The sequence below is a fragment of the Ornithinibacter aureus genome, assembly GCF_009858245.1.
GTDB classification, from domain to species: Bacteria; Actinomycetota; Actinomycetes; order Actinomycetales; family Dermatophilaceae; genus Fodinibacter; species Fodinibacter aureus.
In genome coordinates, this window is record NZ_VMSB01000001.1 from 640,375 (window position 1) to 654,544 (window position 14,170).

13 protein-coding genes and 1 tRNA gene are annotated in these 14,170 nt (G+C 70.8%); 2 read left to right on the plus strand and 12 right to left on the minus strand.

The window, feature by feature from the left end:
* The first annotated feature begins 18 nt into the window (after positions 1–18).
* Entirely contained in the window at positions 19–1,296 is a 1,278-nt protein-coding gene (locus tag C8E84_RS03115; RefSeq protein WP_246197037.1) for an IS256 family transposase, read from the plus strand.
* A 344-nt stretch (positions 1,297–1,640) separates the two neighbouring features.
* Here the strand turns inward: C8E84_RS03115 and C8E84_RS03120 are convergent, their stop codons facing one another.
* Positions 1,641–2,624, minus strand: coding sequence for a tyrosine-type recombinase/integrase (locus C8E84_RS03120; protein ID WP_246196743.1), 984 nt, complete (start codon positions 2,622–2,624; stop codon positions 1,641–1,643).
* A gap of 191 nt (positions 2,625–2,815) precedes the next feature.
* Between C8E84_RS03120 and C8E84_RS18490 the strand changes: the two genes are divergently transcribed.
* A complete protein-coding gene (locus tag C8E84_RS18490; RefSeq protein ID WP_159899404.1) occupies positions 2,816–4,180 on the plus strand; it encodes an IS3 family transposase in 1,365 nt (454 codons plus the stop codon).
* Positions 4,181–4,285: 105 nt separating this feature from the next.
* Here C8E84_RS18490 and C8E84_RS03130 read toward each other — a convergent pair.
* The 11 genes from C8E84_RS03130 to ald form a co-directional block, all read right to left on the minus strand.
* Positions 4,286–4,359: transfer RNA gene (locus C8E84_RS03130), tRNA-Pro, on the minus strand.
* Between the two features lie 249 nt (positions 4,360–4,608).
* Complete coding sequence (gene der, locus C8E84_RS03135; protein ID WP_159899406.1) at positions 4,609–6,081, minus strand: ribosome biogenesis GTPase Der; 1,473 nt, start codon at positions 6,079–6,081, stop codon at positions 4,609–4,611.
* Positions 6,082–6,111: 30 nt separating this feature from the next.
* Complete coding sequence (locus C8E84_RS03140; RefSeq protein WP_159899408.1) at positions 6,112–6,804, minus strand: lysophospholipid acyltransferase family protein; 693 nt, start codon at positions 6,802–6,804, stop codon at positions 6,112–6,114.
* Between the two features lie 3 nt (positions 6,805–6,807).
* Positions 6,808–7,497, minus strand: coding sequence for a (d)CMP kinase (cmk, locus tag C8E84_RS03145; RefSeq protein WP_159899410.1), 690 nt, complete (start codon positions 7,495–7,497; stop codon positions 6,808–6,810).
* A gap of 22 nt (positions 7,498–7,519) precedes the next feature.
* Positions 7,520–8,623: a prephenate dehydrogenase gene (locus C8E84_RS03150; RefSeq protein ID WP_159899412.1), complete on the minus strand. Its 1,104-nt coding sequence runs from the start codon at positions 8,621–8,623 to the stop codon at positions 7,520–7,522.
* A complete protein-coding gene (locus tag C8E84_RS03155; RefSeq protein ID WP_159899414.1) occupies positions 8,620–9,534 on the minus strand; it encodes a pseudouridine synthase in 915 nt (304 codons plus the stop codon). Before C8E84_RS03155 ends, C8E84_RS03150 begins: the two co-directional genes overlap by 4 nt.
* On the minus strand, positions 9,531–10,160 hold the full coding sequence (gene scpB / locus C8E84_RS17745) for an SMC-Scp complex subunit ScpB (RefSeq protein WP_159899416.1): 630 nt from the start codon (positions 10,158–10,160) through the stop codon (positions 9,531–9,533). The genes C8E84_RS03155 and scpB overlap by 4 nt, the downstream gene beginning before the upstream one ends.
* Positions 10,153–11,079 (minus strand): segregation and condensation protein A, encoded by a 927-nt coding sequence (locus C8E84_RS03165; protein WP_159899418.1) that lies wholly within the window; start codon positions 11,077–11,079, stop codon positions 10,153–10,155. Before C8E84_RS03165 ends, scpB begins: the two co-directional genes overlap by 8 nt.
* Before the next feature lie 4 nt (positions 11,080–11,083).
* Positions 11,084–11,920: a ParA family protein gene (locus C8E84_RS03170; protein WP_159904406.1), complete on the minus strand. Its 837-nt coding sequence runs from the start codon at positions 11,918–11,920 to the stop codon at positions 11,084–11,086.
* Between the two features lie 109 nt (positions 11,921–12,029).
* Positions 12,030–12,941, minus strand: a complete 912-nt coding sequence (gene xerD / locus C8E84_RS03175) for a site-specific tyrosine recombinase XerD (protein WP_246196747.1) — start codon at positions 12,939–12,941, stop codon at positions 12,030–12,032.
* A gap of 38 nt (positions 12,942–12,979) precedes the next feature.
* On the minus strand, positions 12,980–14,095 hold the full coding sequence (ald, locus tag C8E84_RS03180) for an alanine dehydrogenase (protein WP_246196748.1): 1,116 nt from the start codon (positions 14,093–14,095) through the stop codon (positions 12,980–12,982).
* Positions 14,096–14,170 lie beyond the last annotated feature (75 nt).

Genomic DNA, 14,170 nt, shown 5'->3' on the forward strand with positions numbered 1-14,170 from the left:
GAGTTGTTTACCGACGAGATGCTGGACCAGTTGATGGCTGCGACGGGTGAGCGTGGGCTGTCGCTGACCGGTGAGGGCGGGTTCTTGCCGGAGATGATCAAGGCCGTTCTCGAGCGGGGGATGGAGGCCGAGCTGACTGGCCACCTCGGGTACGACAAGGGCGACCCGGCCGGGAAGGGGTCGGGCAACTCGCGCAACGGGACCACCCCGAAGACGGTGTCCACCGAGGTTGGTGACATCGGTTTGGACCAGCCGCGGGACCGTAACTCCACGTTCGCCTCCGCGCTGGTGCCCAAGGGCACCCGCCGCCTGGGCGGGCTCGAGGACATGATCATCAGCCTGTACGCCGGCGGGATGACGATCCGCGACATCCAGCACCACCTGGCGTCCACGCTGGGCACCGAGCTCTCGCACGAGACGATCGCCAACGTCACCGACGCGGTGCTCGAAGAGGTCAAGGCGTGGCAGGCCCGCCCGTTGGAGGCGTTCTACCCGGTGCTCTACCTCGACGCCCTCGTGGTCAAGATCCGCGACGGCGCGCACGTGACCAACCGGGCCGCGCACATCGCCGTCGGCGTCGACATGGACGGGGTCAAGCACGTCCTGGGCATCTGGGTCCAAGCCGCCGAGGGCGCGAAGTTCTGGGCGTCGGTGTGCGCCGAGCTGGCCAACCGCGGCGTCAAGGACGTGCTGATCGTGTGCTGCGACGGGCTGACCGGGCTCCCCGAGGCCATCGAGGGCACCTGGCGTGAAGCGATGGTCCAAACGTGTGTGGTGCACCTGATCCGGGCCTCGATGCGGTTCGTGTCCTACAGCGACCGCAAGGCCGTCGCCGCGATGCTGCGCCCGATCTACACCGCAGCCAACGAGGACGCCGCGCTCATGGCCCTGGCCACGTTCGCGGACTCCAAACTCGGTAAGAAGTACCCCGCCGCCGTCGCGTCGTGGGAGAACGCCTGGGACCGGTTCACCCCGTTCCTGGCGTTCGGGCCGGCCTTGCGGAAGGTCATCTACACCACGAACTCGATCGAGTCGTTGAACTACCAGCTGCGCAAGATCATCAAGAACCGCGGCCACTTCCCCAGCGACACCGCAGCGATCAAGCTGCTCTGGCTCGCGATCCGCACCATCGAGGACAAACGTGCCCGGCAACGCGCCAAGGAAGCCGGCCTGCCCAAGGGAACCCCGCGAAAGGCCCCCGGCAAACTCGTCGAAGGCTCCGTCATCCAAGGCTGGAAAGCAGCCCTCGGAGAGCTCGCCCTCGTCTACCCCGACCGCATCAACACCTACCTCTAACCCCATGTGACCCACCTCACTTACACAGACAACTTGACACCCTCCGACACCGCAGGCGATCACGGCGCGCCCTGCGAACGAGGCGACCTCGGTGCGGACCTGTCGTCGCTCGGCCACTGACGCCGCGCGCCAGCCCTGCAGGTCCCCGAACCTGCGCCGGAAGGCTTCGACTCCGGCACGCCGGATCCGGCGCGCGCAGGGCGTGGCCCCAGCTTGGACGTAGGTGCGGGCCACGGCCGCCAACGACAGCGCGACCGGCACCGGCACCGGTACCGGCACCGGCACCGGCACCGGCACGGCCGTCTCGTCAGGGGTTGGGGTGTGGACTGCTGTCGCGGGGGTGCTCACGGTTCCTCCTCGTGTAGGCCATCGAGGATGGCCATCGCCCGCTGGTACTCCCCGGCGAGCCAGTCGTTGGACAGGTGCAGGTACACCCGGGTGGTTTCGATCGAGGCGTGCCCGGCCTGGGCCTGGATCGCCTCGAGCGCCATCCCGGCCTCGCGCAGCCGGGTGAAGCAGGTGTGCCGCAGCTCGTGGCAGGACGCATGCGTCAGCCCGGCCCGGCCCCGGGCGCCGGCCATGACCTCATCGAGCCCGGCCGCGGTCAACGGCCGCCCACGGTTGGGTCCCTTCAGAACCACGAAGACGTGGTCGTCGATCGCCTCGGTAGGCCGCTCACTGCTCAGGTAAGCGGCCAGGGTGGTGAAGAAGACATCGGCGACCGGGACGAGGCGTTGATGCCCGCCCTTGCCGTCCGCGACGAACACCCGCCGGTCCCCGACCTGCACATGCTCGAACCGCAGCCCCAGGACCTCGCACCGGCGCAGCCCACCATGGACCATCAACGCGACCATCGCCCGATCCCGCTCGGTACGCAGCGCCCCGGTCAAGGCGCTCACCTCCGCGGGCGCGAGCACGCGCGGCAGCTTGCGCGGTGCCCGCACCAGCGGCGCCCCACGCCGCCCGCCGTGGCCTCGCCCGTCAGGTCGGGCATGACGTGCACCCAGGCTGCGCGGAACGGGGTTGCGGTCACAGATCCCACGCAAGAACAGGTAGTCAAACAGCGAGGACACCGTGGCCAGCCGTCGCTTGATCGTCGACGCGGCCAAGCCCGCCTCGCCATCGGCGAGGCGGATCACGTTGCCACCACGACGAGGGGCACGCTGGGCCTCGATGAAGAACAGCACGTCCGTGACCGTGACCTGCTGCGGCGTCTTGGGCACCACCGTGAAGAAGACCTTCAGGTCGAACGCCTGCGCCGTCAACGTGTTCGCCCGCACCCGCGCCGCGGTGAACCTCAGGTACTCATCGACCAGCGGATCACCCAAGCTCGGCGCGCTACCCACCGGGCGCACCAGGCACGGCATGAACGACCCGAAATCAGACGTCGCAACCTCCTCGATGAATGACTCACCACGAGCCTCCACCCGCGACTGGGAACCACCCGGGACCAACGCGCCGATCACCTACATATCAAGCCTTTCTTCGCGGCGGAGCTCGACCGCCCCACCACCAGGTAGTGGCCTACATCGACGCCCATCGCCACGACGTGGTCGATGAGCGTGAGGTCGGGGTCGAGCCGATCTGCGCCGAGCTGAAGAAGGCCGGCGTCACGATCGCCCCGAGTGGCTACTACGCGTCCAAGAATCGCCCGCCGTCGGCGAGGTCGGTGCGTGACGTCGAGCTGGTCGCACAGATCAGGGCCGCGCACGCGGCGAACCTGGGTGTCTATGGGGTCAGGAAGGTCCACGCCCAGCTCAACCGGCAGGGCGTGAAGGTCGCCCGCTGCACGGTGGAACGGCTGATGCGCGCCGAGGGCCTACGTGGGATCGCGCGGGAGAAGACCCGCAGGACCACCATCGGGGACGGCGCGCAGACACCGCGGCCGCAGGACCTGGTCAAGCGGGAGTTCGTCGCGACCGGCCCGAACCAGCTGTGGGTGGCCGACCTGACCTACGTACGCACCCACGCCGGGTGGACCTACGTCGCGTTCGTCCTGGACGTGTTCTCCCGGATGATCGTGGGCTGGCAGGTGTGTGGGTGGGCTGAAGCTCCGCGAGGCCACTACCGGGCGGCTGGATCGGCTCCTCCTGCGGTTGCGCGATCAGAGCGTGAACCGGCAGCGCAAGGCCAAGGTCGTCCTCGGGGCGATGCTCGACCTGGCGGTTCGGCACGACGCGATCCCCACGAACCCAGCCCGCGGCACGACCCGGGTTCACCGGCCCAAACAGGAGACCAGAGCCTTGCGGGTCGAGGATCTCGTTGCGATACGGGCGGCGGTACGCCAGTGGGTCACCACCGACCGCCCCGGGCCGAGGGCACCAGCGACATGGCCGACATCATCGACCTGATGCTCGCCACCGGATGCCGCATCGGCGAAATCCTCGCGTTGCGCTGGAGTGACCTGGACCTCGACGGCGACCTGCCCGTCCTCACGGTGTCGGGCACCATCAAGACCGAGACCGGAAAGGGCACCTACCGTAAGCCCACGCCGAAGACGGATGCCAGCCGGCGCACCGTGGTGCTGCCGCGGTTCGCCGCTGAACTGCTCCGGGTGCGCCGGGAGTTCGCGACGACCAACGAAAACGACGCTGTCTTCGCGACCCGTAACGGCACGTGGCATCAAGTCGTCAACGTCGAGCGGCGCTGGCGGCAGATCCGCAAGGACACGGGTTATGAATGGGTCACTCCGCACACGTTCCGCAAGACGGTGGCGACACTGATCTCCGAGGCAGCGACGTCTGAGCTCGCCTCGCGCCAGCTCGGCCACTCCTCGAGCCAGGTCACCCGAGACCACTACATCGCAAGGCCACCGGTCTCGGCCGACCTCTCCGAGGTCCTCCAGCGGCTGGCTGAGAGCGACGACGCGGACTTGGATTCGTAGGGCCGCGAAGTCGTTCACGACTAGTAAACGACCATTTTGAGGATCCACGTCAAAACGGAAACTGCCTCTGTCCTGCGTTTCCGCAGATCAGAGGCAGTTTTTCGGTCGGGCTGACAGGATTTGAACCTGCGACCCCTTGACCCCCAGTCAAGTGCGCTACCAAGCTGCGCCACAGCCCGTGGCTTGCCCCCTCGAGGGAGCGTCGAAACCTTATCCCATGGCAGCCGGGGCGACCCAATCGCCCCGGTGCCCACCCGGCATCCACGCCACGCGACGCGGCATCCACGCCGCGCGACGCGGCATCCGAGACCTTGACACCGGAACCTTCAGCTCAACATCGGAAAGGAAGTGGCGTGGAGGTGAAGGTGCCGGCATCGGGCGGGAAAGTTGCGGCCGCGGTACGGGGCGAGCCCGGGTGAAAGGCCAGGTCAGCGGCGGGAGCGCTTCTCGCGCACTCGTACCGAGATCTCGATCGGCGTGCCGACGAAGCCGAACTCCTCGCGCAGGCGGCGCTCGATGAAGCGCCGGTAGCCGGCCTCGATGAATCCCGACGCGAAGAGGACGAACCGCGGCGGCTGGGTGCCCGCCTGGGTCGCGAAGAGGATGCGGGGCTGCTTGCCTCCACGCACGGGGTGCGGGTGGCCGGCGACGACCTCACCGAGGAAGGCGTTGAGCCGCCCCGTGGAGATGCGCGTGCCCCAGGACTCCAGCGCCACGTCGAGCGCCGGCACGAGGCGGTCCATGTGCCGGCCGGTGCGGGCCGAGACGTTGGCCCGCGGCGCCCACGGGATCTGCACGAGGTCGCGCTCGATCTCGCGCTCGAGGAAGTGGCGGCGCTCCTCGTCGGTGAGGTCCCACTTGTTGTAGGCGATGACGAGCGCACGCCCGGCGTCGATGACCTGCTGGATGACCCGCACGTCCTGCTCGGAGATCTTCTCGGAGGCGTCGACGAGCACCACCGCGACCTCGGCCTTCTCCAGGGCCGTCTGGGTGCGCAGGGAGGCGTAGAAGTCGGAGCCACGCGTCTGGTGGACCCGGCGGCGGATGCCGGCCGTGTCGACGAAGCGCCAGTCGCGCCCGCCGAGGGTGACGAGCTCGTCGACGGGGTCGCGGGTCGTGCCCGCGACGTCATCGACGACGACGCGCTGGTGGCCGACGAGCTTGTTGAGCAGGGAGGACTTGCCGACGTTGGGCCGACCGACCAGGGCCACCCGCCGCGGACCTTCGCGCTCGTAGGCCCCACCCATGGCGGAGAACTCCGGCAGCACCGCGAGCAGGGCGTCGAGGGCGTCACCGCTCCCCCGCCCGTGCAGCGCCGAGACCGGCCAGGGCTGCCCGAGGCCGAGGTTCCACAGGGCGGCGGCGTCGGCCTCGGTGCGCTGGTCATCGACCTTGTTCGCGATGAGCACGACCGGCTTGCCGGCGCGGCGCAGCAGGCGCACGCAGTTCTCGTCGTCGTCGGTGGCCCCCACGGTGGCGTCGACGACGAACAGCACGGCGTCGGCGAGGTCGACGGCGATCTCGGCCTGCTCGGCCACCCGCAGGTGGATGCCTCGGGCGTCGATGGCCCAGCCGCCGGTGTCGACGAGGGTGAAGCGGCGGCCGACCCACTCGGCGTCGTAGGCGACGCGGTCGCGGGTCACCCCGGGGACGTCCTCGACGACGGCCTCGCGGCGGCCGATGATGCGGTTGACCAGGGTGGACTTGCCGACGTTCGGGCGGCCGATCACGGCGACGACCGGCAGCGGGCCCGATGCGGCCTCGGCCTCGAGGTCGTCGTCGTCACGGTCGAGCAGCGCGCGGTCCTCGTCGCTGAGCTCGAAGTCCTCGAGACCGACGCGCAGGGCTCGCTCGACGGCGTCGGGGTCTGCGGTCGCGGTGGTGGGGTCCTCGGTGCTCATCCCACCATTCTCCCCCACGTCAGGGGCGCTTCAGTCCACGAGGTCGGGCGGCACGTCCGTCGGCAGCGGGATGCCGTGGCGGGCGGAGGCGGCGTGCACGTGCGCCACGAGGGCGGTGCGGATCTGCTCGGTCGCGAGGTCGAGGCGGGCCCGGCCGGGCAGGCCGTCGGGGAGGTCGAGGACGACAGGCTCCCCGAAGTCGACGACGAGTCGGGAGCGAAGGCGTGGCCAGGATGCCGCGAGCTCACCCGTGCGCCGCGTGCCCAGGCACGCGGTGGGCACGACGGGAGCCCCGGACTGCAGGGCCAGCCAGGCCACCCCCTTGCCGGCCGACGCGAGGTCACCGCGCCCGCGCCCACCCTCGGGAAAGATGCCGAGGACACCGCCTCGACCGAGCACCTCGAGCGCCTGGGCCAGCGCTGCCCGGTCCCCGCGGCCCTGCTCGATGGGGATCTGGCCGCTCCACCGCAGCAGGTGCCCGGTGAACCCCTGGAACGTCTTCGCGAGCACGAGGAAGTGACTCGGGCGCGGCGCCATCGACACGACGAGGGCGCCGTCGAGGTAGCCGGTGTGGTTCGCGGCGAGGATCACCGCACCCTCGCCCGGGACGTGACCGGCATCCACCGCGCGGGCGGCATAGAGCAGGCGGAACAGGAACCTCCCGACCCGGTGGCCCAGGCGTGCCCGTGCGGGGCCGGGCGCGCTGACCTCGTCCACGGGCATGCGTCAGGCAGAGGTCTCTGCGGTGACCACGGCGAGCACGGCGGCCACGCTCTGGTCGAAGTCCAGGTCGGAGGTGTCGACCAGCACCACCCCGGGTGCGGCCTCGGTGAACGTGGAGACCGTCGAGTCGTCGCGGTCGCGCCGCACCACCTGGTCGCGCGTCGCCTCGACCGCGGCTGCGTCGGTGCTCCCGTGCAGCTCGGTGGAGCGCCGGCGCAGCCGCGCCTCCTCGGATGCCGTCAGCAGCACCCGCACGCTCGCGTCCGGGGCCACGACGGTGGTGATGTCGCGCCCCTCGGCCACCACTCCCCCGGTCTCCTGCGCGATCTGGGCCATGAGGTCGCGCTGGCGCTGCTGGAGCTCGGCCCGCACCTGAAGGTTGGTGGCCACGGCTGACACCGAGGTGCTGACCCGTGTCGTGCGGATGGCCTGCGAGATGTCCGTGCCGTCGACGGACACGGTCGGGGCGTCCGGGTCGGTACCGACCGTGAGCGGGAGGTCGCGCGCGGCGGCGGCCACGGCATCCGCGTCAGTGAGGTCGATGTCGCGCTCGAGGCACCACCACGTCAGCGCCCGGTACATCGCCCCGGTGTCGAGGAAACCGACACCGAGGGCACGGGCCACGGCTCGCGAGACGCTGCTCTTGCCCGAGCCGGAGGGTCCGTCGATGGCGATCGTCAGGGGGGCACTCATGGGCCGCAAGCCTACTGGCGGCTCAGCCGTGCAGGTGCCAGCCCCGCTCGGTGAGCCCTTCGCCCAGACCCGCAGCGGCACCCGGCACGACGTCGATCTCGGCGACCCCGAACGCCTGACCGAGCCCGTGGTCGAGGTGGAACTCCTCGACGTTGGCGCCGATCTCGCCGATGTGGGCGAAGAGCCGGCCGAGCTGGCCCGGCTCGTCGGGGATGAGCACGCGCACCGTCGTGTACGTCGTGGGGGCGGCCCCGTGCTTGCCGGGGATGCGCGCGTGGCCGGCGTTGCCCGCCGCGATGGCGTGGGCCAGGGCACCGCGCGCTCCGGGTGCGTCGGTCGACGTGCTGAGGTCGTCGAGGGCGTCGACCACCCGCTCGAGGTCGGCCACCAGCGCCGTCAGCACGTCACGCACGGCAGGAGCGTTGCCCGCGAGGATCTGGGTCCACAGGCCGGGGTCGCTCGCCGCGATCCGGGTGACGTCGCGCAGCCCCTGACCGGCAAGCGCCACCGCGGCGTCGTCGAGGGGCTCGAGCCGGGCCGCCACGAGACTCGCCGCGAGCTGGGGGACGTGCGAGACCGCGGCGACCGCGGCATCGTGCCGCTCGGGGGCCAGGGTGCTCACCGCTGCCCCCACCGACCGGGCCACGGCCGTGACGAGCACGGTCGCGGCCGGGTCGGTCTCCTCGGTCGGGGTCAACACCCACGCGCGCCCGTCGAACAGGTCGTAGCGCCCGGACACGGCACCGGAGCGCTCGCGACCCGCCATCGGGTGGGATCCGCAGTAGCGGGTGAGGTCGGTGCCGGTCGCGCGCAGCCCGTTCACCACGGCACCTTTGACCGAGGCGAGGTCGGTGACGAACGCCGTCGGCCAGCGGGTCAGCGCCCGGGCCACGACCGCAGCCGTGACGTCGGGAGGGGTCGCGACGACGACGAGGTCGGGCTCGAAGCCGGCGTCGCCGTCGCCGTCGACCGCGCTCTCAGCGAGCCGTCCGGCACCGAGGTCGCGCGCCAGGGCCGCGTGCGTGGGGCTGATGTCCTCGAGGGTCACGTCGTCACCGACGCGGCGCAGCGCCAGCCCGAGGCTCGTACCGAGCAGCCCGGTGCCGATGACGTGGACCTGCGTCACAGCTCCGCAGCCTTGTAGAGCAGGCCGACCTCGGTGTTGGTGAGGTTGCGCCACTTGCCCGGCTTGGTGTCGCCGAGGTGGATCGGGCCGACCTTGGTGCGTACCAGGGTGAGCACGGGGTGGCCGGCCTCGGCGAGCATGCGCCGCACGATGTGCTTGCGGCCCTCGTGCAGCACCACCTCGACCAGGGCCTTGCCGGGTGCGGAGTCGACGACGCGGAACGAGTCGACCTTGACCGGGCCGTCCTCGAGCATGATGCCCTCACGCAGCCGCCGCCCGAGGTCGCGGGGCACCTGGCCCTGGATCTGGGCGAGGTAGGTCTTCAGCACGCCGTAGCGCGGGTGCTGGAGCCGGTGCGCCAGCTCACCGTCGTTGGTGAGGATGAGCAGACCCTCGGTGTCGGCGTCGAGCCGGCCGACGTGGAAGAGCCGCTCCTTGCGATTGGCGACGAAGTCACCGATGTCGACCCGCCCCAGCTCGTCGCTCATCGAGGTGACCACCCCGAGCGGCTTGTTGAACGCCAGGTAGACGCGGCTCTCGTCGAGCTGGATGCGGATGCCGTCGACGTGGACGTTCTGGGTCGCCTTGATCCGCACGCCGAGCTCGGTGACGACCTGGCCGTCGACCTCGACCCGGCCCTGGGTGATCAGGTTCTCGCAGACCCGGCGCGAGCCGACACCTGCGGCTGCGAGCAGCTTCTGCAGACGCACCCCGTCGGGGTCGTGGACGTCGACGGTCGGACGGTCGGGCCACTGGGGCACGGCCGTCGGCTGGCTGGGGCGCGTCGTACCGGCGGTGGGGCGCTTGGCCTTGCCCGGGCCGGATGCCTTGCCCTTTCCTGCTGGCTTTCCCTGGCCCGTGGGCTTGCCCTTGCCGGGTCGGTGGGGTCCACGGGGGTTCGGCGGCGTCATGAGCGGCCTCCTTCGGCGATCTCGTCGAGCAGGTCGACTTCGGGCAGGTACGGGGCGAGGGCGGGTAGGTCGTCGAGGTCGGAAAGGCCGAGACGCTCCAGGAAGTACGACGTCGTGCCGTAGAGGATCGCGGTCGACTCCTCGTCGTGGCCGAGTTCCTCGATGAGGCCGCGGCTGAGCAGGGTGCGGATGACACCGTCGACGTTGACCCCGCGCACGGCGGCCACCCGCTGACGGGACACCGGCTGGCGGTAGGCGATGACGGCGAGGGTCTCGAGCGAGGCCTGGGTCAGGCGGGCCTGCTGCCCGTCGAGGACGAACCGCTCGACCACGGGCGCGTACTCGTGGCGGCTGTACATCCGCCACCCTCCCCCGACCTGGCGCAGTGTGAACCCACGCTGCTGGGCCGCGTACCCGTCCTCGAGCTCGCGCAGGGCGGCCTCGACGTCAGCGGCCGGCTGCTCGATGGCGGAGGCCAGCGCCATGACCGACACGGGCTCGTCGACGACCATGAGCACCGCCTCGAGGGCGGCGTGGATCCCGCCGGGGAAGTCGGCCACGTCGAAGGCCAGCTGGTCCTCGGGAGGGGGCGCGACGGCATCCGCGCTCTCGTGCTCGTCAGTCACCGGTGCTCTCCGCTGGTTCTGTGGTGGTCAGTGACGGGTCCGCGTCATCGTCGACCTCGTCGTCGAACTCGTCATCGACCTCGATGTCGCCCTCCTCGGCGCCGGTCCAGCGCACGGTGAGCTCACCGAGCGCCTCGGCCTGCTCGAACGCGATCGAGGACTCCCGGAACAGCTCGAGCAGCGCGAGGAAGCGTGCCACGACGACGAGGGTGGAGTCGGCGTCGGCGACCAGCGCCCGGAACGAGGCCACCCGGTCGCGGCGCAGTCGGGCGCCGATGATGGACGCCTGCTCGCGCACGCTCACCTGCGGGGCGTGCAGGTGACTCAGGCCCACGGTCGGCACCTGCTTCGGGGCCATGGCCCGCGCCGCGATCATCGCGAGCTGCTCGGGGGTCACGGTCATGACCAGCTCGGGGAGCAGCGCGGCGAACTGGGGTTCGAGGGATGCCGTGCGCGGCTGGGTGCGCCCGGCGGTCGCCATCCGCTGCGCGAAGGTGTGGGCGATGTCCTTGAAGGCCCGGTACTGCAGCAGGCGCGCGAAGAGCAGGTCCCGCGCCTCGATGAGCGCGAGGTCCTCCTCGTCCTCCGGGCCGGACTGAGGCAGCAGCCGGGCCGCCTTGAGGTCGAGCAGGGTCGCGGCGACGAGGAGGAACTCGGTGGCCTGCGACAGGTCCCAGCCCGTGGGTTTGGCCCGCTCGGCCTTGATGTGGGCGATGAAGTCGTCGGTCACCCGCGCCAGGGCGATCTCGGTGACGTCGAGCTTGTGCTTGCTGATCAGGCCCAGCAGCAGGTCGAAGGGCCCGGTGAAGTTGTCCAGGGAGACCTCGAAGGCCGTCGCCGGAGCCCGGCGGGTGAGCACCCCACCGGGGGTGAGGTCGGTCGGAGCGGCTCCCCCGACCTCCTCGGGGGCCGTCGTCATCGGTTCAGGCCGCCCCGCCGCGCGCGATGAGCTCGCGGGCGAGCTGGCGGTAGGCCTCGGCACCCTTGTGCGCGGAGTCGTACGTCGTGAGCGGCTCGGCCGCGAGCGAGGCGTCGGGGAACTTCACGGTGCGGGAGATCACCGTGTGGAAGACGCGGTCGCCGAAGTGCTCGACGACGCTGGCCACGACCTCGCGCGAGTGCAGGGTGCGGCCGTCGTACATCGTGGCGAGGATGCCGTCGACCTGCAGTCGCGGGTTGAGCCGGTCGGTGATCTTCTCGATGGTCTCGACGAGCAGGGCGACGCCCCGCATCGCGAAGAACTCGCACTCGAGCGGGATGATGACGCCGTGCGCCGCCGTCAGGGCGTTGACGGTGAGCAGCCCGAGGGAGGGCTGGCAGTCGATGAGGATGACGTCGTACTCGTCGACGACGGGCCGCAGCACCCGCGCGAGGATCTGCTCGCGGGCGACCTCGCCGACGAGCTGCACCTCGGCCGCCGACAGGTCGATGTTCGCCGGCAGCACGTCGAGGCCCTCGACCTTGGTGTGGGCGATGACGTCCCGCACGTCGTGGCCGCGCTCGGTGAGCAGGTTGTAGATCGTGACGTCGAGCTCGTGGGTGGGGATGCCGAGGCCGACGGACAGGGCCCCCTGCGGGTCGAAGTCGACGAGCAGCACCCGGCGGCCGACCTCGGCCAGGGCGGCACCGAGGTTGATGGTGGTCGTCGTCTTGCCGACGCCACCCTTCTGGTTGCACATCGCGATGATGCGCGCGGGCCCGTGGGAGGCCAGGGGCGCGGGTTCCGGGAAGGCGGGAAGGGGGCGCCCGGTGGGCCCCATGGTGCCGGGGGCCTCGCTACGCAACGCCGTGTCGGAATCCAACTCTCTACTCCCCGGTACATGGTCTGGTGCTCGACGGTCAGCATCGCGCTGATCGGGGCCGACCCTATCAGCGGGCACGCGGATGACTTTGGGCGTACACCTCACGAAGTCGCTGCACGGTGACCAACGTGTAGATCTGGGTGGTCGTCACCGACGCGTGGCCCAGCAGTTCCTGGACCACGCGCACGTCGGCGCCGCCCTCGAGCAGGTGGGTCGCGAAGGAGTGGCGCAGGGTGTGGGGCGACAGGTGACCGGTCAGGTGCGCGCGATCGGCGCAGGACCGCAGCACGGCCCAGGCGCTCTGGCGCGACAGGCGGGCACCGCGGGTGTTGAGGAAGAGCGCTGGGGTGCTGCCACCACGGGCCGCGAGCGCCGGGCGGCCCCGCACGAGCCAGGCCGACACGGCCTGCGCCGCGTAGGAGCCGAGCGGCACGATGCGGTCCTTGCCGCCCTTGCCGCGCAGTCGCACCACGCCGTCCTCCCCCAGCACGTCGTCGACGTCGAGGCCCACGGCCTCGCTGATACGGGCACCGGTGCCGTAGAGGACCTCGAGCAGGGCCCGGTCGCGAAGGGATGCCGGGGTGTCACCCACCGACGCGGCCTCCAGCAGGCGCTCGACCTCGTCGACGGGAATGGCCTTGGGCAGCCGCGAGGGGGCCTTGGGTGGGCTCACCCGTCGTGCCGGGTCGGCGTCGAGAACCCCCTCCAGCGCCAGGAAGCGGTGCAGGCCTCGCACCGCGACGAGGGTTCGGGCCGCGGAGGTCGCCGCGAGCGGCTTGGTGTGCTCGTCGCCCTCGCGCAGCCGGGTCAGGAACTCGGTGACGTTCGCCTCGGTGACGTCGGCCGGAGTGCTGACGCCCACCTGCTCGAGGTAGGTGCTCCAGCGCGTGAGGTCGCGGCGGTAGGCGGCCAGCGTGTTGGTCGACACCCCGCGCTCGACGTCCAGGTGGGTCAGCCACGCGTCGACGGCCCGGCCCACCGCGGTGGGCCGGGCCGTCGGCTCGGTGGGTTCCTTGGTCAGGACAGGGCCTCGTCGAGGCTGATGCTGTCCATGCCGAACGCCTCGGCGACGGCGCCGTAGGTGATGTGACCGGCATCGGTGTTCAGGCCCAGAGCGAGTGCGGGGTCGGCCCGCAGGGCGTCCTTCCAGCCGCGGTCGGCGAGCTTGGTCGCGTACGACAGGGTGGCGTTGGTGAGCGCCCAGGTGGAGGTGTGCGGCACCGCACCGGGCATGTTCGCGACGCAGTAGTAGATCGAGTTGTGCACGGGGAAGGTCGGGTCGGCGTGCGTGGTCGGGCGGGAGTGCTCGAAGCAGCCTCCCTGGTCGATGGCGACGTCGACGAGCACCGAGCCGGGCTTCATCTGGGCGACCATCTCGTCGGTGACGAGCTTGGGCGCCTTGGCACCCGGGATGAGCACCGTGCCGATGACGAGGTCGGCCCCGAGCACCTGCTCCTTGATCGACATCGACGACGAGGCGATCTGGGCGACCCGGTTGTCGTAGCGCCAGAAGCTCATCCGCAGCTTGTCGAGGTCGGTGTCGAGCAGGGTGACGTCAGCGCCCATGCCGAGGGCGATGTTGGCGGCGTTCTGCCCGGCCACACCGGCACCGATGACGACGACCTTGGAGTTCGCGACACCGCCGATGCCGCCCATGAGCACACCGCGGCCACCCTGGGCCTTCATCATCGAGTAGGCGCCGACCTGCGGGGCGAGACAGCCGGCGACCTCGGACATGGGGTACAGCAGCGGCAGCAGGCCCGAGGGGAGCTGGACCGTCTCGTACGCGATCGACGTGACCTTCTTGTCGACGAGCTCGCGGGTCAGCGGCTCGTCGGCGGCCAGGTGGAGGTAGGTGAACAGGGTCAGGCCCTCGCGCAGGCGGTGGTACTCCTGCGCGACCGGCTCCTTGACCTTCATGACCATGTCGGCCTCGCCCCACACGTCATCCGCGTCGTCGAGGATGCGCGCGCCCTGGGACACGTACTCGTCGTCGGTGATCGTCGACCCGAGCCCGGCCCCCTTCTCGATGAGCACCTCGTGCCCGCGGCGGACGAGTTCGTGGACACCCACGGGGGTGATGCCGACGCGGAACTCGTTGTTCTTGACTTCGCTGGGGATCCCGACCTTCACGGCTATCTGGCCCTGTCTGTCTCGACGGAAGTCCACGGCACCGATGCCGTGGCGGTGCGCTGCGTGGGCGCGCGG